13 protein-coding genes are annotated in these 19,519 nt (G+C 64.2%); 2 read left to right on the top strand and 11 right to left on the bottom strand.

Annotated elements, in window-relative coordinates; genetic code table 11:
- Positions 1–16: 16 nt before the first annotated feature.
- From NHH88_10410 to cphA (NHH88_10385), 6 genes are all read right to left on the bottom strand, one after another.
- Entirely contained in the window at positions 17–325 is a 309-nt protein-coding gene (locus NHH88_10410) for a hypothetical protein (GenBank protein USX16163.1), read from the bottom strand.
- Positions 326–353: 28 nt separating this feature from the next.
- Positions 354–818: a CYTH domain-containing protein gene (locus NHH88_10405; protein ID USX16162.1), complete on the bottom strand. Its 465-nt coding sequence runs from the start codon at positions 816–818 to the stop codon at positions 354–356.
- Between the two features lie 2 nt (positions 819–820).
- The gene (locus tag NHH88_10400; GenBank protein ID USX16161.1) at positions 821–1,948 is read right to left on the bottom strand and encodes a M14-type cytosolic carboxypeptidase; all 1,128 of its coding nucleotides are present in this window, start codon (positions 1,946–1,948) and stop codon (positions 821–823) included.
- A 135-nt stretch (positions 1,949–2,083) separates the two neighbouring features.
- Complete coding sequence (locus NHH88_10395; GenBank protein USX16160.1) at positions 2,084–3,547, bottom strand: catalase; 1,464 nt, start codon at positions 3,545–3,547, stop codon at positions 2,084–2,086.
- A 206-nt stretch (positions 3,548–3,753) separates the two neighbouring features.
- Entirely contained in the window at positions 3,754–6,327 is a 2,574-nt protein-coding gene (cphA, locus tag NHH88_10390) for a cyanophycin synthetase (protein USX16159.1), read from the bottom strand.
- 28 nt (positions 6,328–6,355) lie between these two features.
- Positions 6,356–8,521, bottom strand: coding sequence for a cyanophycin synthetase (gene cphA / locus NHH88_10385; GenBank protein ID USX16158.1), 2,166 nt, complete (start codon positions 8,519–8,521; stop codon positions 6,356–6,358).
- A 337-nt stretch (positions 8,522–8,858) separates the two neighbouring features.
- Here cphA (NHH88_10385) and NHH88_10380 point away from each other — a divergent pair, with 337 nt between their 5' ends.
- Positions 8,859–11,132, top strand: coding sequence for an ABC transporter ATP-binding protein/permease (locus NHH88_10380; GenBank protein USX16157.1), 2,274 nt, complete (start codon positions 8,859–8,861; stop codon positions 11,130–11,132).
- 23 nt (positions 11,133–11,155) lie between these two features.
- Positions 11,156–11,626, top strand: a complete 471-nt coding sequence (locus tag NHH88_10375) for a DUF1854 domain-containing protein (GenBank protein USX16156.1) — start codon at positions 11,156–11,158, stop codon at positions 11,624–11,626.
- Positions 11,627–11,771: 145 nt separating this feature from the next.
- On the opposite strand, the gene NHH88_10370 is transcribed toward NHH88_10375, so the two are convergent.
- From NHH88_10370 to NHH88_10350, 5 genes are all read right to left on the bottom strand, one after another.
- Positions 11,772–13,097, bottom strand: coding sequence for a sugar MFS transporter (locus NHH88_10370; protein USX16155.1), 1,326 nt, complete (start codon positions 13,095–13,097; stop codon positions 11,772–11,774).
- 27 nt (positions 13,098–13,124) lie between these two features.
- On the bottom strand, positions 13,125–15,668 hold the full coding sequence (locus NHH88_10365) for a glycoside hydrolase family 3 C-terminal domain-containing protein (protein USX16154.1): 2,544 nt from the start codon (positions 15,666–15,668) through the stop codon (positions 13,125–13,127).
- Positions 15,669–15,692: 24 nt separating this feature from the next.
- Positions 15,693–17,060, bottom strand: a complete 1,368-nt coding sequence (locus NHH88_10360; GenBank protein ID USX16153.1) for a GH1 family beta-glucosidase — start codon at positions 17,058–17,060, stop codon at positions 15,693–15,695.
- 77 nt (positions 17,061–17,137) lie between these two features.
- A complete protein-coding gene (locus tag NHH88_10355; GenBank protein USX16152.1) occupies positions 17,138–18,163 on the bottom strand; it encodes a LacI family DNA-binding transcriptional regulator in 1,026 nt (341 codons plus the stop codon).
- A gap of 74 nt (positions 18,164–18,237) precedes the next feature.
- Positions 18,238–19,506, bottom strand: coding sequence for an ABC transporter substrate-binding protein (locus NHH88_10350; GenBank protein USX16151.1), 1,269 nt, complete (start codon positions 19,504–19,506; stop codon positions 18,238–18,240).
- Positions 19,507–19,519: the final 13 nt, after the last annotated feature.

Genomic DNA, 19,519 nt, shown 5'->3' with positions numbered 1-19,519 from the left:
CCCTTCGGGGCTTTTTTTATTTTGTGGGCTGCGGTTGTGTTTGCGGCTGCGGGAGATAAATGACAACCGGCGGCTGAGGCTGCGCTTGCACCACTGTTGGGGTAGCCGCTTGCGCCGCCGGCCTCGCATCGAACGACCTGTTGGCGGCAAAATACAAACCGCCGAAACCGATGAACATGCCGATCATCGACGCGACCATCCATCGGTAACCTTCGGCTGACATCTTGTGCATTTCAGCGCGCAACACCTCGATATCGGCCTTCGTCGCTAACGTCGGCACGATTGCATCGATGTGCGCCTTGAGCGCTGAAACTTCGCTGTCCATCCCACCAGCTTAGACCAAATTCCGCCGGCTACCAAGCCGAAAACGGGTGTTTAATCAGGCTCGAATTAAGGTAGCGCAGGTCAGCCGTGACCTCCTCCGCCGCCCAGTCCGGCTTGTCGAACACCTGGTCTTCCGAGCCCAATTCGATCTCGGCCACCACCAGCCCGGCATTGGCACCAAGGAACTCATCGACCTCCCACACATTGCCGGCGAAGTCGATGCGGCGGCGGTATTTTTCGATCAGCGGCTGCTCGCACAAACCGTCGAGCAGCTCGACCGCGTCCGCCATGGGGATCTCATACTCCCACTCGCCGCGCGTGGCGCCGACGTTGCGGCCCTTGATCGTCATTACCGCCCGGTCGCCCTCGATGCGCACGCGCACCACCCGATCCTTGTGCGACGACAGGTAGCCCTGGCGAAAAAACACCGGCTCGCCGAGGGTCTTCCACGCGTCGCCGCGCACCAGGAACTTGCGTTCGATCTCGACGCCCACGATCAGTAGTCGTCCAGCGACAGCAGGATCGGCTGCAGGATCGCCGCGCCCAGCGCCGCGCTGCGCGAACCGTTCCAGCCCACATGCGGATCCGGCAGATCGGCGTTGTCCTTGAACGGCATCTCCAACGTCAGCGCCAGGCAGCCGAAGTGGTGCCCGACATACTTGGACGCCAACGTCAGCATGTCTTCCTTGTACTTGCTGGCCGCGTAGCCGACCTTGTCCTGGAAGTCCGGGCTGGCGTTTTTGTAGCGGTCGATGAATGCCTGCTGCTTGACGCGGCGCTCGTCGCTGAAGTTCTCCAGCATCTCGTTACCGGCCACGAAGTTGTACGGCAGCGCCTCGTCGCCGTGGATATCGAAGAACATGTCGATGCCCGTCTCGTGCATCTTCTGCTTCACATACAGGACTTCCGGGCTGCGCTCGGCCGATGGCGTCATCCACTCGCGATTGAGGTTGGCGCCGGCGGCGTTGGTGCGCAGGTTGCCGCGCACCGAGCCGTCCGGATTCATATTCGGCACGATGTAGAACACGCAGCGCTGCAGCAGCTTGCGCGCGATCGGATTCGAGTCGTCGAGCAGCGTATCGATCAGGCCCTCGATGAACCATTCGGCCATCGACTCACCCGGATGCTGGCGCGCGATGAACCAGATTTTCTTCTCCGCTTCCGGCTTGCCGATGACGACCAGGTTCATGTCGCGACCGTCGACCGTGCTGCCCAGATCGAGCACGCGCGCCAACGGATTCTCCGCGACCTCGCCCAGCAGGCGCAGATGGCGCTCGAACGAATACGGCTCGAAGTAGGCGTAGTAGACGCTGTCGAGGTCCGGCGTGTGGCGGATCGTCATGACGGCGCCGTCGAAGGTGGTCGGCACGCGGAACCAGTTCTCGCTGTCGTAGCTGGCCACGGCCTGGTAGTTCTCGTAGCCCTTGGCGTAGGTCGCCTGGCCGGCGTTGAGGAAGCGCATCGTGACCTGCTGGCCGCGCGCGCCCTGCAGGCGGAAGTGGAACCACTGGTGGATGTCCGCGTGCGAGTCCTTGCGCAGATTCAATTCGATGGTGGCGGCGCTGTCGGCGCGCAGCACCTCGATGGCGCCGGAGTCGAAGTTCTGGCTGATTTTGATGGTCATGTCGATCCAATATAAGTGAATACCGATGACGCTATTTTACCAGCCACGCAGCCAAACCCGCAGGGCCGGGCGGGGTCGTACCCCTTGGGGTACGACCCCAGGTTGGCCGTGCGGGTTGAAGGCCGGCGCGCCCGGTCAGTCGGCGTTCACGCCCTTGGCCTTGAGCGCCGCGCGCACGCCCGCACCGTACGCCGGATCGGCCTTGTCGAAGTGACCCAACTGACGGGCGATAATCTCGGCGTTCACCTGGCTCAACGGCCCCGCGATGTTGTTGAACAGATTGAGCTTCTCCTCCGCCGGCAGCAGGCGGAAGAGATTACCGGCCTGCGTGTAATCGTCCTCTTTGCCGCGACCGTCATAGCGCGCCGCGCCGCCGTCCAGCGCCAGCGCCGGTTCGCCGTGGCCCAGGCCTTGCGGATTGCTGCCGTTCGATTCGACCGGCTGGTAGTTCTGCGCCGTACCGCCGTTGGCGATGGCCATCGCGCCGTCACGCTGCTGGTTGTGCACCGGGCAGCGCGGCGCGTTCACCGGCAGGTGCTGGTGGTTGGTGCCGACGCGATACAACTGGGCGTCGTGGTAGGCGAACAAACGCGCCTGCAGCATCTTGTCCGGCGAGTAGCCCAGGCCAGGCACCACGTTCGACGGCGACAACGCCGCCTGCTCCACTTCCGCGTGGTAGTTCAGCGGATTGCGGTTCAACTCGAACAGGCCCACGGGAATCAGCGGGAAGTCCTTGTGCGGCCAGACTTTGGTGAGGTCGAACGGATTCCAGCCGGTGCGCGCTTCCCACGCGGCCAGTTCGGCCTCGGTGGCCACTTGCAGCTTCACTTCCCACTGCGGGAAGTCGCCGGCGGCGATGGCGCCGAACAGGTCGCGCTGCGCGTAGTCCGGATCTTCACCGGCGATACGGCTCGCTTCGGCGGCCGGCAGGTTCTTGATGCCTTGCCTGGTCTTCAGGTGCCATTTGCAGTACACACGCTGGCCGGCGTCGTTGATCAGGCTGAAGGTGTGGCTGCCAAAACCGTCCATGTGGCGGTAGCCGTCCGGCGTGCCACGGTCCGAGAACAGCATCGTCACCTGGTGCAGGCTTTCAGGGGTTTTGCTCCAGAAGTCGAACATCATCGTCGGCGACTTCAGGTTGGTCTGCGGGTCGCGCTTTTGCGTGTGGATGAAATCCGGGAACTTGATGCCGTCCTTGATGAAGAACATCGGCGTGTTGTTGCCGACCAGGTCCCAGTTGCCCTCTTCCGTGTAGAAGCGCATGGCGAAGCCGCGCGGATCGCGTTCGGTGTCGGCGCTCCCTCTCTCGCCGCCGACGGTGGAGAAGCGCACGAAGGTTTCGGTTTGCTTGCCGATGGCCGAGAACAGCTTGGCCTTGGTGAATTTGGTGATGTCGTGGGTGACGGTGAAGGTGCCGTAGGCGCCCGAGCCCTTGGCGTGGACCACGCGCTCTGGAATGCGCTCGCGGTTGAAGTGCTGCAGCTTCTCGATCAGGTGGAAGTCCTGCAGCAGCAAGGGGCCGCGCCCGCCGGCGCTGACCGAGTTCTGGTTGTCGGCCACCGGGATGCCCGATGCCGTGGTGATAGGTGGCTGGCTCATGCTTTGGCTCCTCGTTGATAGTATGGGCCTATTGTAACGAGGCAGTCCGATAGTTCATAGCTATAAATAACTATGAATTTGATAGCTTGGAGCAATGAACCACGTAGGGCGGATTAGGCGGAACGCCGTAATCGGCCATGCATGTGCCGCCACTTGGCATGCATGGCCGATTACGCTTCGCTAATCCGCCCTACGTGACTCTAGAATCAGCCAGCTTCCGCGATGCGCTTGGCGATGTGCGCCAGCGCGTCTTCCACCTGGTCGATCAGGATCAGGCACAAGTCGCCCTCGCCCAGGCGCGACAGCGCCGTGTCGATGGCCAGGAACTCGCCGTAGATCTCCTGCACGTGCGAGGTGCGCGGCGCGCCGGCCAGGCCGGAGCGCAGCAGGGCCACCACTTCACCGTCGACCCGCCCGCGCTGGCACTGGTCCTCGTACAGGATCACATCGTCGAAGGCGCGGCCGAGGATCTCGGTCTGCTGCGTGATGTCCTGGTCGCGGCGGTCGCCGGCGCCCGAGATCACCACGCCACGGCGCTTGGCCGGCATGGTTTCCACCGCCTGCACCAGCGCCAGGATGGCGTCCGGATTGTGGCCGTAGTCGGCGATCACGGTCGCGCCCTTGTAATCGAACACGTTGAAACGCCCCGGCGCGTTGTCCGAATCGTTGGCGAAGGTTTTCAGGCCGAGACGGATCGCGTCCCAGCAGATGCCCACGCCCCACGCGGCGGCCACGGAGGCCATCACGTTTTCGACCTGGAAGCCGATGGCGCCGTTGCGGGTGATCGGCACCTGCGACAGCGCGATCTTGTTCAACTGCTTGCCCTCCGCCGCGACGATATGGCCGTCTTCGACGTACACGGTGCGGCTGCCCTGAGCGCGGTGGGTGGCGATGACCGGATGACCGCGATCGGCGCCGAAGAAAATCACCTTGCCACGGCAGGTTGCGGCCATGCCGGCAACGATGGGATCGACCGCGTTGAGCACAGCGAAGCCGCTTTCGGAGACGTTCTGCACGATCACGCGCTTGAGCACCGCCAGGTCTTCGACCGTGGTGATGTAGTTCAAACCGAGGTGGTCGCCGCTGCCGATATTGGTGACCACGGCCACCTGGCAACGGTCGAAGGCCAGGCCTTCGCGCAGCACGCCGCCACGCGCGGTTTCGAATACCGCCGCGTCGACATCCGGATGCAGCAGCACGTTGCGCGCGCTGCGCGGACCGCTGCAATCGCCGCTGTCGGTCTGGCGGCCTTCGATATAGACGCCGTCGGTGTTGGTCATGCCGGTGCGCAGGCCGCTGGCCGTGAGCAGGTGAGCGATCAAGCGCACGGTGGTGGTCTTGCCGTTGGTGCCGGTGACGGCGACCACGGGAATGCGGCCGTTCTCACCGGGCGCGAACATGGTGTTGACGATCGCCTCGCCAACCGCGCGGCCCTTGCCGTACGATGGCGCGATGTGCATGCGCAGGCCGGGGGCGGCGTTCACTTCCACCACGCCGCCGCGCTGGTTGTCGAACGGTTGCAGCACGCCTTCGCACACCACGTCGACGCCGCAGATATCGAGGCCGATCATCTGCGCCGCCTCGACCGCGCGCGCCGCCACTTCCGGGTGCACGTCGTCGGTGACGTCGGTGGCGGTGCCGCCGGTCGACAGGTTGGCGTTGTTGCGCAGGATGACGCGCTGGCCCTTGGCCGGCACGGAGTCGGCGTCCAGGTCTTGCAGCGCCAGGCGCGCCAGGGCGATGTCGTCGAAGCGGATCTTGGTCAGCGAGGTCGAATGGCCGCTGCCGCGGCGCGGATCGGCGTTGACGATGTTGACCAGCTCACGCACGGTGTGGGTGCCGTCGCCGACCACTTGCGGCGGATCGCGGCGCGCGGCGGCGATCAGCTTGTTGCCGATGACAAGCAGGCGGAAATCGTGGCCCGGCAGATAGCGCTCGACCATGATGTCGTCGCGGAATTCGCGCGCCGTGTTGAAGGCCTGCGCCAGCTGTTCCTTGGTCATCACGTTGACGGTGACGCCCTTGCCCTGGTTGCCGTCCTTCGGCTTGACCACCACCGGCAGGCCGATCTCCTGCGCGGCGGCCCAGGCGTCCTCGATATCCTCGACCGAGCGGCCGATGGGCACCGGCACGCCGGCCGCGTGCAGCAGCTTCTTGGTCAGTTCCTTGTCCTGCGCGATCGCTTCGCCGATGGCGCTGGTGCTGTCCATCTCGGCGGCCTGGATGCGGCGCTGTTTCGAGCCCCAGCCGAACATCACCATGCTGCCCTCGGTCAGGCGGCGGATCGGGATGTCGCGGGCGACGGCGGCGCTGACGATGGCGCCGGTGCTCGGGCCAAGGCGCACGTCCTCATCGAGGTCGCGCAGTTCGTTCAGCGCGCCGGTCAGGTCGAACGGGGTGTCGGCCAAGGCCGAATTGATCAGATTTTCGGCCAGGGTCACGGCCAGGCGGCCGACCGCCTCCTCGGTGTATTCGACGACGGTCTGGTAGATGCCCTCGTCCAGCGTGGCGCTGGTGCGGCTGAAGGTGACCGGGCAGCCGGCTTGCGCCTGCAGGCTCAGGGTCGCCACTTCCAGCACGCGGGCCAGCGGCACGTCGTCGGCGCGGCCGGTCGTGCGCAGCGCGCCGATGGCCGGGAAGCGCGCGTGCAGGCGCTGCTCGAAGCCTGGCAGCAGCGCGATCGACTGCTCCTCCGGCGGACAGGAGACGATGACTTCGACCGCCGTGTGGTGGCTCCAGAGATTGGGGCCGCGGAGGGCACGGGTGCGTTTAACTTCCATAAATCTTCGTGTTCTTTCAGTGAAGTTATCAGTGATGGGTGCGCTTCGGATTCGCATCGAAGGTGCGCAGGCCGGCGCCGATCAAATCCGGCGTCAGTCCCAGCGCCCAGCCGGCGGCGATCGCGGCCAGCACGGCTTCCGGCGGCACCAGCGGCGACAGCGGCAGGCTCGCCACCTCGTCGAGGCCCTGGGCCATGACGATGCAATCTGCCCTTTGGAACACCACGCGCTCGCTGTCCTGGCGATGGGCAGCGATGGCCGCCAGGTGCTCGTCGACGCCGTAGAAAATCACTTCGCCGTCGCACAGGCGGGCCATGTCCACCACCTGCTCGTCGGCGGCGTTGAGCACCGCCACGCCGCTTGGCAGGATCACATCGACCTGGGTGCGCAGCACGCCATACAGCTTGTCGGCGCTCTCGATATAAAACTCGCTCAGTTCCTCGAAATCGCTGACGTCCGTGACCACGCCGACCGCGCATTTGTCGTAGGCCAGGCCCTCGGTCAGGATCATGCGCGCGCTCGATTCGAACACCGCCGCCTCGACGTTTTTATTCAACAGCAGGCGTTCGCCGGTTTCCCAGTCGCTAAAGCCGTCGCGCGGCAGCAGGCGGCCGTTGACGAACAAGCCGTCGGCGCAAGTCAGGCCGACCTTCCTGCCGCTGATTTGCAGCAGCCAGGCGATCAGGCGCGAAGCCATCGTCGTACCGTGCTTGCCCGTGATGCCGACGATCGGCATGCGGCCGCTTTCCTCCTGCGCGAACAGGTGGTCGACGATCGCTTCGCCGACGTTGCGCGGCTCGCCGTTGGCCGGCTTTAGATGCGCCAGCAAGCCCGGACTGGCGTTGACTTCGATGATGGCGCCGCCCTGCTCGTGCAGCGGACGCGAAATATCGGCCGCCACCAGATCGATGCCGGCGATGTCCAGGCCGACCACGCGCGCGGCCAGGGTGGCCATCGCGGCCACTTGCGGGTGCACTTTGTCGGTGACGTCGGTGGCGACGTTGCCGTTCGGCTGGATCAGCACCTTCTGGCCGTCCAGCGGCACCGATTCCGACGTCATGCCCTGGCGCGCCAGTTCCAGGATGATCTCGCCCGATTCGTGCGGCTTGACCACGCCCAGCGGCGCGTCCTCCACCTCCCCGCGGCGCGGATCGGTGTTGATCTGCGTGTTGCACAACTCGAGGATGTTCGATTTGCCGTCGCCGGTGACCCACAGCGATTCGCCGGCGGCGGCGGCGATGAGGCGCTTGCCGACCACCAGCAGGCGGTGTTCGTCGCCGGGGACGAAGCGTTCGACGATGACGCTTTTGCTGCCGCCCTTGCGCGCCGCCAGCTCGTAGGCGGCGACGACGTCGGCCTGCGTCATCAGGTTGAGCGAGACGCCGCGTCCGTGGTTGCCGTCGTACGGCTTGACCACCACCGGCACGCCGATGTCCTCGGCCGCTTCCCACGCCGCCTCGGCGCTGGTGACCAGTTCACCTTGCGGCACCGGCACGCCGCACGAGGCCAGCAAGCTTTTGGTGAGGTCCTTGTCGCTGGCGATGCCCTCGGCGATGGCGCTGGTCTGTTCGGTTTCGGCGGTCCAGATGCGGCGCTGCGCGGCGCCGTGGCCCAACTGCACCAGATTGCCGTCGGTCAGACGAATCGACGGGATCTTGCGGTCGGTGGCGGCATCGACGATGTTGGCGGTGCTCGGCCCCAGGCACAACGACTCGACCATGTCGGTCAGTTCGGCGACCTTGGCGGCCAGGTCGTAGGGACGATCCTCGATCATCGCCATCAGCAGGTCGCGGCCCGCCTCCAGCGCGGCGCGGCCGACCTGCTCCTGGCGGGTGCGGAACGCCATCTTGTACAAGCCGGTGTCCTCGCCGATCTGGCGCGTTTTGCCGAAACCGGTCTTCATGCCCGCCAGGTTCTGCAACTCCAGCACCACGTGTTCGAGGATGTGGCCGGCGTAAGTGCCGTCGCGCAGCCGCTCGAGGAAGCCGCCGACCTCGCCCACGCCGCAGCGGTGCACGATCAGGCCCGGCAGGATCGCGGTGAGGCGTTCATACAATCCAGGCAACAAATTGGACGGGTATTTTTCCAGTTCGCCAATATCCAGCCACGCCTCGATGACGGGGCGATAGGTCCAGATGTTGGGACCGCGCAAATGGGTTACGCGGAGGACTTCAATGTCTTTCTTCTTGGTCATGTTTCTATTCTTGTGTCTTTGTTATCAGCCGTGGCCAGCCTGCGCCGTATTTTAAACCCGTACCACCGCTTGCCGCCAAATCCTGTTTGGCCCACCCGTATGTTTGACCAAGTTCATCATGTCCACCGAGCCCTATGTCTGTGCGTTATACTTGCCGCCAGTACAAAAAGCCCGGTTTTTTTATGGTGCGAGTCAAACGTCCGACTCGACTGTTGATGCACTGACAGAATACCGTAAATAATTACTTATACCAGCCGCAACACCTTATTGGCAAAGCGATTGTTGTAGAGTACCGATGCTAGTTTCACCATTTTTTCGACCCGGAGTAAGCCGCACGATGACAACCCAACAACTTTCCAACGTATCCAGCCTCGGCGATCTTCCTGAACGCTGGCGCTCCGAGATACAGGCACAGCTTTCCAAAGAGGAAAACGTTGTAAGTGCCCTGGAGGTTGACCTGGATCAGCAACTTCGTTTCGCCAAGGGCGTCATCGTGGTCACCGCCACCCGCCTGCTGGCGCGTTCGCCGGGCCAGGAACAGTGGCAATCGTGGCCGTTTTCGCATGACCTGACCCTGAAGCACCACGACCACGCCGGCGTCGGCCATCTGGAGTTGATCGGCAAAAGCGGCCGTCTGGCGGCCTGGCGCTTCACCCTGGGCCAGAACCTCAACGCGATCCGCCTGGTGGAGGCCTTCTCCGCGCACCTGGACAGCCACGCCACCGGCGTGCCGGTCCTCGTCGAAGAAAAAAGCATCTGCCCGAGCTGCAAGGCGCCGCTGGAGCCGGACCAGGAGGAATGCCCGGTCTGCACCAAGGTGATTTACACCCCGCCGTCGACGTGGACCTTGTTCCGTCTGTGGCGCTTCGCCAAGCCGTACAAATTCCAGCTCGCGCTGGGATTCTCGCTGATGTTGCTCAGCACCGGCGCACACATGATCCCGCCCTACCTGACCATCCCGTTGATGGACAATGTGCTGATCCCCTACCAGAACGGCAAACCGGTCGACACCTCGATGGTGGCGCTGTACATGTCCGGCCTGGTCGCCTCGGCGGTGATGGCGTGGATACTGGGCTGGGCCAAGACCTACGTGCTGGCGCTGGTGTCGGAGCGCATCGGCGCCGACCTGCGCACCGAAACCTACGACCACCTTCTGCGCCTGTCGCTGGAATACTTCGGCGGCAAGCGCACGGGCGACCTGATGTCGCGCATCGGCAGCGAGAGCGACAGGATCTGCGTGTTCCTGTCGCTGCACTTGCTCGACTTCGCGTCCGACTGCCTGATGATCATCATGACCGGCGTGATCCTGTTCTCGATCGACCCGTGGCTGGCGATCTTCACCCTGCTGCCGCTGCCGTTCATCGCCTGGTTGATCCACGTGGTGCGCGACCGCCTGCGCATGGGCTTTGAAAAGATCGACCGCGTATGGGGCGAAGTGACCAACGTGCTGGCCGATACCATCCCCGGCATCCGCGTGGTCAAGGCCTTCGCGCAGGAATCGCGCGAAGCGTCGCGCTTCCGCACCGCCAACCAGCACAACCTGGCCGTCAACGACAAACTGAATAAAATCTGGTCGCTGTTCTCGCCGACGGTGTCGTTCCTGACCGAACTCGGTCTGCTGGTGATCTGGGTGTTCGGCATTTACCAGGTCTCGAAGGGCAACATCACGGTCGGTGTGCTGTCGGCGTTCATCGCCTACTCCAGCCGCTTCTACGGCCGTCTCGACTCGATGAGCCGTATCGTCTCGGTCACGCAGAAATCGGCGTCGGCCGCCAAGCGCATCTTCGACATCCTCGATCACGTGTCGTCGGTGCCGGAACCTGTCAACCCGGTCAAGCTGGCCAAGGTCGATGGCAACATCACCTTGCGCGAAGTCGGTTTCCGCTACGGTAACCGCGCCGTCAACCGCGGCATCAGCCTCGATATCAAGGCAGGCGAGATGGTCGGCCTGGTCGGCCACTCGGGCTCCGGCAAATCGACCCTGGTCAACTTGATCTGCCGTTTCTACGACGTCTCGGAAGGCGCCATCATGCTCGACGGCGTCGACATCCGCTCGTTCGCGGTGTCGGACTACCGCCGCAACATCGGCCTGGTGCTGCAGGAGCCTTTCCTGTTCTTCGGCACCATCGCCGAGAACCTCGCCTACGGCAAGCCGGACGCCACGCGCGAGGAAATCATCGCCGCAGCCCGCGCCGCGCACGCGCACGAATTCATCCTGCGCCTGCCGCAGGGTTACGACTCGATGGTCGGCGAGCGTGGGCAAGGGTTGTCCGGCGGCGAGCGTCAACGCATCTCGATCGCCCGCGCGCTGCTGATCGATCCGAAGATCCTGATCCTCGACGAAGCCACGTCCTCGGTCGACTCCGAGACCGAAAAAGAAATCCAGCGCGCGCTGGAAAACCTGGTGAAGGGCCGGACCACGATCGCCATCGCCCACCGCCTGTCGACCTTGCAGAAGGCCGACCGCCTGGTGGTGCTGGATCGCGGCGTGGTTGTGGAGGAAGGTTCGCACGACGTGCTGATGGAACGCGAAGGCGCCTACTACCGCCTGTATCAGGCGCAAGCCCGCAATGTCGACACCGACATGGACGACAGCGGCAGCAAGGAATAACCAGGGAAGCAACTGAGAATCACATGACGACGACAAAATTTGAACTGGTACGCAATCCCTTCGGCCGCCTGGTGCTGACTACCTGCGAAGGCGACGTCCACGAAGGCGTGGCGGCGGTGCGCGCCTTCCCGGTGCAGGCGCCGGAGGACGGCATCGCGCTGGTCAGCGGCGACGGCAAGGAAGTGGCCTGGATCGACCGCATCGAAGACCTGCCGAAAGAGATCGGAGACCTGGTGCGGGAAGAGTTGGCGGGCCGTGAATTCATGCCGGAGATTTCGCGCATCGTTGACGTCTCGGGCTTCGCCACGCCATGCACCTGGACGGTGGAGACGGACCGTGGCGACACCGAATTCGTCCTGCGCGGCGAGGAAGACATCCGCCGCCTGACGGTGGACACGCTACTCATCTCGGACATCCACGGCATCCACTACCTGATCCGCGACGTGCGCGAGCTCGACAAGCACGGCAGAAAAATCCTCGACCGCTTCCTGTAATACTCCAACGTCCCGCAAGGTATACAACGAAAACACGTAGGGCGGATTAGCGAAGCGTAATCGGCCATGTATGCGCATCGACGGCGCATGCATGGCCGATTACGGCGTTCCGCCTAATCCGCCCTACGTGGTTCCGAAGTTACTTTTAGTGCCCGGCCCGCGCGGCCGGTTTGTCCCCGCCATCGGCATACATGCCAGCGTACTTCAAGCCGAAGTACAGCACGAAGACGTAGCACGCCGCAGGCACGACGAACGAGATCTGCAGGTTGACGGTATCGGCCAGGAAGCCTTGCGCGAACGGCACCAGCGCGCCGCCGACGATCGCCATGCACAGCAAGCCGGAGCCCTGCCCCGTCAACGGTCCCAGTTTGTTCAGCGCCATCGAGAAGATGGTCGGGAACATGATGGAGTTGAACAGGCCAACGCCCAGCAGCGCCCACATCGCGGTATGACCGCTGCCGAAAATCGCCACCAGCAGCAGCGCGAACGCGGCGGCCGAGTTGAAGGCCAGGGCCTTGCCCGGGCTGACGGAGCGCATGACCGCGAAGCCGATGAAGCGGCCCACCATGGCGCCGCCCCAGAAGTAGCTGACGTAAGGCGCCGCCTGGTGTTCCGGCAGGCCGGCGATGTGCGGCTCGCCGATGAAGTTGATCAGGAAGCTGCCGACGCACACTTCCGCGCCCACATACAGGAAGATACCGATCACGCCCAGCACCAGATGGCGGTGTTGCAGTACTTCTTTCCAGCCGCCGCCAGTCGCCTGGGCGGCCGGTTGTTCGGCGTCGACGATCTTCGGCAGACGCGCCATCGCAAACAGGATCGCCAGCACCAGCAGCGCGCCAGCCAGCGCCAGATACGGACCTTGCACGCTGGCCGCCTGGTTGGCGTAGTACGCTGCCACCTGGTCTGCCGGCAGCTTGGCCAGATCGGCGGTGCTCATCACGCCACCGGCCAATATCAGCATACCGCCCAGGGTAGGCGCCACCGTGGTGCCCAGCGAGTTGAAGGCCTGGGTCAAGGTCAGGCGGCTCGATGCCGTCTGCGGGTCGCCCAGGATGGTCACGTAGGGATTGGCCGCCACCTGCAGGATGGTGATGCCACCCGCCAGAATGAAGAACGCCAGCAGGAACAGCGCATAACCGCTGGTCGACGCCGGGTAGAACAGCGCGCAGCCGGCGGCAGCGATGGTCAGGCCGGCAACGGCGCCGTTCTGGTAGCCGATTCGCTTGATCAGCGCACCGGCGGGCAGGGAGACGATGAAGTAGGCGCCGAAGAAGCAGAACTGCACCAGCATCGCCTGCACATAGGTCAACGTGTAAATCGACTTCAAGTGCGGGATCAGGACGTCGTTCAACGCCGTCAGCAGACCCCACATGAAGAACAGGATCGTGATGATGATCAGGGGACCTGTGTTGCCCTTGGCCTGCGACGGGCTGCCCGGCGCTCCGGCAGCTTTCGATAATGGTTCCATGCTAGCTCTTTCTGTTTTATTTGGTTTTTACTTAAAATCCCCACATGCCGACGCCTCCTTGTCCTTGGCCGCGCCGCCAACGATCTGGATGTTGGCGAAAGTGGCCGCGAACGGACCGTCCGCCGATACGGCGAACGGCGTGGACAACGCGTCGGGTTTCAGTCCTTTGGCGCCAAAGCACGACAGCGGTATCTTCACCGTCTGTTTGCCCTTGCCGGCCATGCGCTGGAACACGGCGCTGGCGTCGAGTTCCACGTTTTCCATCCAGATCCCGGCCTTCCCTTGTGGGGCGCCGGTGACGATGGTATCGAATTGCAGCGCGCCGTCGGTGCCGGCGATCGCGGGAATCGGCATGGCCTTGCCGGATTGCGCCGACAGTTTAGCAGGACCGGACCAAGTTAGCCTTTTTGCATCCTGTTGTGTGTTGATCTGGGCCGTCTCCACCTTCACCGTGGGCAGATTGAACACCGCGTTCAGGTCCGCGCCCAGCGCCGTCCTCCGGCCGCCGCTTTCCACGTAGAGTCCATACGTGGCGCGGTCGGCGGGGCTATACACCGGCATCGCGGTGCTCTTGCCGCAGCCGCCCTGCGAGAAGCTCGCGTCGAGCATCGGCAGGGATGCCTGGCTGGCCTTGGCGGCGTAGGTAAGGCCATAGCCATATTTGAACAACGGATCGTAGCCGGCGTCGCCGACGTTGAGCGGCGACTGGCAGGCCGACTTGGGCCACGAGAACGACAGTTTGCCGCGGAAGTCCGCGTTGACCTCGCCGTCCGCCTTGCGGAACAGGACATCGGACACGCCCTTGCCCTCGGTGCCCGGCAGCCAGGCCGAGACGAAGCTGTCAGACAGGTTGAGGATGTCGTTGGCGTACAGCGGGCGGCCGGTCACCAGCACCGTCACCACCGGCTTGCCCTTGTCCGCCACCGCCTTCAGCACGGCCAGATCCTCCGGATGGCGGCCGGACAGGCGCAGCGTGCCCGATGGACCGATGTCGCCGTCGCCCTCCGCGTAAGGCGTCTCGCCGATGACGGCGATGACGGCGTCGAACTTGCCCACATCGACGCCGGAGGCGTTCTCGCTGAAGGTGACGTTGTCCTTGCCGGCGGCATCGCGAATGCCGGCGAGGATGGTGTCGCCGATCGGATAGTCGCTGTTCTTGTTGTCCGTTCCCTGCCAGGTCAGCGACCAGCCGCCCGACTGGTTGGCCATGCTGTCGGCGCTCTTGCCGACGACAAGGATCTTTTTGCCCCGCGCCAGCGGCAACACGCCGCCGTTATTCTTCAGCAGCACCAGCGATTCGCGCACCGCCTGGCGCGCCAGCGCGCGGTCCTGCAACGCCTCCTGCTTGCCGGCGTAGCGGTTTTGCGATGGCTTCTTGCCGTCGAACAGACCTGCGCGCAGCTTCACCCGCAGGATGCGGGTCACCGCGTCGTCGATGCGCGACATCGGGATTTCGCCCTTCTCCACCTGGGCGATGGTATTGGTGATGAAGGTTTTCCAGCGCTCCGGCACCATCATCATATCGACGCCGGCGTTGATCGACTGCGCGCAGCTGTCCTCGGCGCAGCCCGGCACCTCGGCGATGCCGTTCCAGTCGCTGACGATCAGGCCATCGAAACCCATCCTGGTTTTCAGCGCGTCGGTCAGCAGCGCTTTACTGCCGTGCATCTTGCCATGATCGGCGCCGCCCTCGACATCGTTCCAGCTGTTGAAGGAGGCCATGACCGTCTGCACGCCGGCTTCGAGTGCCGGATAGTAGCCCAGCGCGTGGATGTTGATCATGTCGGCCTTGGTGGCCTGGTTGACGCCACGATCCTTGCCCTCGGCGGTGCCGCCGTCGCCGACGAAATGCTTGGCGGTGGCGACCACGGTGCCATCGCCTTTCAAGTCGCCCTGCAGGCCCTTGACGTAGGCGCCCGCATAGTCCCTGACGATGGCAGGATCTTCCGAGAAGCTCTCATAGGTACGCCCCCAGCGATCGTCGCGCACCACCGCCAGCGTCGGCGCGAATACCCAGTCGATCCCGGTGGCGCGCACCGCCCTGGCGACCGAGCGCGCCATCTGCTCGACCAGTTTTTTGTCGCGCGCGGCACCGAGACCGATATTGTGCGGGAACAGCGTAGCGCCATACATATTGCTGTTGCCGTGCATGGCGTCGATGCCCCAGATGACCGGGACCTTGACCTTCATGTCCGTGCCCATCGACGCGTCGTAGTAGGCGTCAGCCAGCTTGACCCAGTCGGCGGCGGTGGCGTACTTGTTCCCCTGCGGCCAACTGCCGCCGCCATTGAGGACTGAACCGATGTAGAACTCCCGCACCTGCCCGGGCGTGATGAACTTGATCTCGGGCTGCGTCATCTGGCCGACTTTTTGCGCCAAAGTCATGCCCGCGACGATGCCGGCGATGCGCGCCTCCATCGCCTTGTCCTGCTTGACGGCGCTGGCAACGCGCGGCCAGTCGGTGAGCGGGGTTGCAGCAGTAGCTGGAGCTGCGGCGATGGCGTGGGTGCCCAGCGCCAGCATGGAGGCCAGGACGGCGCGGCGCAGGATGTGGTTATGACGTGTTTTCATTCTGGGTAAGTCTCCGTGATCGATTTATTGTTGGTTCTGGCCGCGCACGAAGGCGCTGTACCACCTTCCGCTTTGCTTGACGATGCGGCGCTGCGTCGGATAGTCGACATAGGTCAGGCCGAAGCGGCGCAGATAGCCCTCCGACCATTCGAAGTTGTCCAGCAAGCTCCAGGCGAAATAGCCTTTGATATTCGCCCCGGCGGCGACCGCGTCGCGCACCGCCATCAGATGGCGGATCAGGTAATCGCGCCGCGCCGTGTCGTCGACGGCGCCGTCGGCATCCACATGATCGTCGTAGGATGAGCCGTTCTCGGTCACATACACATCGCCGGTCGGATACTCGCGCACCACGCGCGCCAGCAGGTCGACCAGCCCTTGCGGCGACACCTCCCAACCAAAGTCGGTACGCTCCCGATCCTGCGGGTGGACGATGGCGGTGCGCAGTGGATACTGGTCGGGCGCGTCGGTGACCACTTCCGGGAAGTAGTAGTTCACCCCGAGGAAATCGCAGGGGACGGCAATGGCTTCCATATCGCCGGGCAGCACCACCGGCGCGTCCCCGCCCACCAGTTGCAATGCCAGCTCGGGATAGCCGCGGCCATACAGCACATCGAGGAACCAGCGGTTGCGCAGCGCGTCGTGGCGCACCACCGCCTCCTGGTCGGCGGCGCTGTCGCCGGCCGGCTTGATCGGGTGCAGGCTCAATGCGATGCCCACTTTCGCATCCGGCACGTTGGCGCGGATGATCGGCACGGCCAGGCCGTGCGACACCAGCACGTTGTGGCAGACCTGAAGCGCCAGCGGCAGGCTTTTGTTGCCAGGCGCATGCATGCCGTCCCAGTTGCCGTGCATGGCCGTGCACCAAGGCTCGTTGTGGGTCATCCAATGTTCGACGCGGTCACCCAGGTGTTGGGTCATCACGTCGACGTATCGCAGATAGGCGTCGATGGTGGCGCGGTGCGCCCAGCCGCCCCGGTCCTGCAGATACTGCGGCAAGTCCCAGTGGTACAGCGTGCACCACGGCTGCAGGCCGCGCGCCAGCATGCCGTCCACCAGGCGCGAATAAAACGCCAGCCCCTCGGGATTCGGTTGTTCGTCCACGCCATTGAAGATGCGCGTCCACGCGATCGAAAAACGGTAGGAGTTCAGGCCCATGGCCCGCGCCAGATCCAGATCCTCCTCCCAGCGGTGATAGTGGTCGCAAGCGACCGCGCCGCTAGCGCCGTCGCGCACCTTGCCCGGCGTCGCGCTGAAGGTGTCCCAGATCGACGGCACGCGGCCGCCGACGTCGGGCGCGCCTTCGATCTGGTAGGCGGACGTCGACACGCCCCACAGGAAGTCGCCAGCGAAATCCGAACGGCTTATCGCCTTGGTCAAGTCGGTGGAAGTCATGATGATGGTGCGTCTCCGAAAATGGAATCGTTTCCAATATACTACAAAAAAAGAGCGCGCGGCCGGCGCGCACTCCGTTATTTAGCGCTTTTGCGCGAAGGAGCTTTTGCCAGCGAGGCGCGCTCCGTCACGTGCAGCTTGTATTTTCGCTTGACCGGGCGATCCGTCTCGTAGCACCGGTTCAGCAGGTAATTCAAGCCGTTCATGGTCATCTCGCTCCACGGTATATGGACGCTGGTCAGGCGCGGCGCCGTGAATTCCGCGCTGTGCGTGTCGTCATAACCGAGCACCGACACTTGCTCCGGCACCGCGACACCCGCCTGCTGGAAGAAGGACAAGGCGCCGACCGCCATCTCGTCGTTGGCGCAAAACACCGCCGTGAATTCCCTGCCCGACGCCAGCAGCCGCTCGGCGCACTTCCAGCCGCCTTCGGGCGTGAAGTTGCCGTCGTCCACCCATACTTTACTGCTGTCGATGCCCGCATCGTCCAGCTCCGCCATGAAACCGGCGATGCGCTCCTGATTGTCGGGCGCGCTGGCGCGTCCGGCGATGACGGCGATCTTGCGGTGCTTCTGGTCCAGCAGCGTGCGCGCAGCCAGCCGCCCGCCGGCCTTGTGGTCGACCGTGAAGCACTGCTCGGCGATACCGGCGTGGCGGTGGTTGATCACCGCCACGCGCGACTGGAACGGTCCGAGCGCCGCGAAATCATCATCTTCCAGCGAATTGCTCATGACGAGCAAACCGTCGCTCCCGCGCTCGATCAAAAAATTCACGCCGTCGATCGCCTGCTGCCGCTCGTTGCCGTCGCCGACGCCGAAAGCGACCACCATGTTCAACCCCGACGCGCGCAGCGCCGTGTAAATCGACTGCAGGATCGGCGTATAAAACGTCCCGCTCAGGTAAGGGATGTAGACGCCGATCATCTGCGAACTACCGGACAGCAACGAGCGCGCCGCGTGCGAAGGCCGAAAATCCAGCTCCACGATGGCCTTTTGCACCTTCTCGATCGTCGCCCTGGACACCGATCCCCTGCCGCTGACCACGCGCGAGGCGGTGCCCAGCCCCACCCCCGCCAGCCGGGCGACGTCTTTGATTGTTGCCACCTGTTCCCTCATCGGTTGAGTCTATGCGGCGGTCAGCATACCGCATCGCCCCGGACGGTGACAAGCCAGACCGATTAGTCCTGCAACGCCGACACGATACTCTTCTGCACCTTCTCAACGGGCATGCGGGTGTTCCAATAAGTGGTCAGCACGTCCTGCAGCGCGCCGTTCTGGTCCGGCGTCAGGTGCACCTCGATCATGCCGACCTGGCGCGACTTGTCCTTCATGATGGCCATGCCGGCCTGCGCGCACATGTCCATGGACGAGGTGTCGGCGTTGCTAAGGATGGGCAGCGAGCCTTTCAGCTTGTTGAATTCCAGTTGCGCGGCCGGCGCCAGCATCGTCGTCGCCAATAGCTTTTGCGCCTTGACCGTCTCCGGATTCTTCGTCTTCGGGAAGACGAAGGCGTCGCCCTGGATCAGGTAAGGCACGTTCGGACCGAGACCGGCGATGCAGCCGAAGTCCTTGCCGGCGGTTTGTTTGGCGGCGGCGAATTCGCCCTTGGCCCAGTCGCCCATGATCTGCACCCCCGCCCTGCCGCCGACCACCATGGCGGTGGCGTCGTTCCAGTTGCGGTTGGGCGAACCGGGATCGACATAGGTCTGCAGCCGCTTGAAGGCCAGCAGCACTTTTTTAAACGCCTCGGAATTGATCGCCTGCGGCGAGCGGTCGCGCAGCACCGACAGGTACAGTGCCTTGCCGCCGATGTTGGCCAGCATGGCCTGGAACAGGATGTTCTCCTGCCACGGCTGGCCGCCGTGCGCCAGGCCGACCACGCCGGCCGCCTTGAGTTTGTCGAGCGCGGCGAACAGTTCGTCCGGCGTGGCCGGCTCCTTGACGATGCCCGCTTTTTTGAACGCGGCCTTCGAATACCATATCCAGGTCGACATGTGGATGTCGACCGGCGCCGCGTAAAAGTGTCCGTTGACCTTGATGACGTCCAGTATCGGCGCCGGCATCAGCTGGTCCCATTTGTCGCGCAGCGCGATATCGTCGACGTTGTTGAGCGAGCCCTGGTCGATCAGGTCGCGGAATTGTTTGGTGGTGTTGAACTGCGCGGCCGTCGGCGGATTGCCCCCGACGATGCGGTTGATCGCCACGGACTTGGCCTGGTCCGCGCCGGCGACCGCCGTATCGGCCCAGACGCCGCCGGCGGCGCGATAGGCGTCGGCGAATTTGCGCACGGCGGCCGACTCGCTGCTCGAGGTCCACCAGTGCATCACTTCCGCCTTCGGTCCCGCCGGCGCCGCGATGCACGCCATCGGCGCCATCAAACCCGCCGCCATCAAAGTCGCCGCTCCGGCGGCCAGCGCCCGTTCCAATGTCCTGCCTTGCTTGAACATCCAGTCTCCTTGA

The organism is Oxalobacteraceae bacterium OTU3CAMAD1, from assembly GCA_024123915.1.
In the GTDB taxonomy this organism is placed as follows: domain Bacteria; phylum Pseudomonadota; class Gammaproteobacteria; order Burkholderiales; family Burkholderiaceae_D; genus Rugamonas.
Note: the sequence above shows the minus strand (reverse complement) of the source record. Positions and strands in the feature narration are given on the sequence as shown.

Coding starts and splice junctions, on each gene's coding strand:
- NHH88_10410 (USX16163.1), bottom strand. CDS start 325: ATGGACAGCGAAGTTTCAGCGCTCAAGGCGCACATCGATGCAATCGTG.
- NHH88_10400 (USX16161.1), bottom strand. CDS start 1,948: ATGACCATCAAAATCAGCCAGAACTTCGACTCCGGCGCCATCGAGGTG.
- NHH88_10395 (USX16160.1), bottom strand. CDS start 3,547: ATGAGCCAGCCACCTATCACCACGGCATCGGGCATCCCGGTGGCCGAC.
- cphA (USX16159.1), bottom strand. CDS start 6,327: ATGGAAGTTAAACGCACCCGTGCCCTCCGCGGCCCCAATCTCTGGAGC.
- cphA (USX16158.1), bottom strand. CDS start 8,521: ATGACCAAGAAGAAAGACATTGAAGTCCTCCGCGTAACCCATTTGCGC.
- NHH88_10380 (USX16157.1), top strand. CDS start 8,859: ATGACAACCCAACAACTTTCCAACGTATCCAGCCTCGGCGATCTTCCT.
- NHH88_10375 (USX16156.1), top strand. CDS start 11,156: ATGACGACGACAAAATTTGAACTGGTACGCAATCCCTTCGGCCGCCTG.
- NHH88_10370 (USX16155.1), bottom strand. CDS start 13,097: ATGGAACCATTATCGAAAGCTGCCGGAGCGCCGGGCAGCCCGTCGCAG.
- NHH88_10365 (USX16154.1), bottom strand. CDS start 15,668: ATGAAAACACGTCATAACCACATCCTGCGCCGCGCCGTCCTGGCCTCC.
- NHH88_10360 (USX16153.1), bottom strand. CDS start 17,060: ATGACTTCCACCGACTTGACCAAGGCGATAAGCCGTTCGGATTTCGCT.
- NHH88_10350 (USX16151.1), bottom strand. CDS start 19,506: ATGTTCAAGCAAGGCAGGACATTGGAACGGGCGCTGGCCGCCGGAGCG.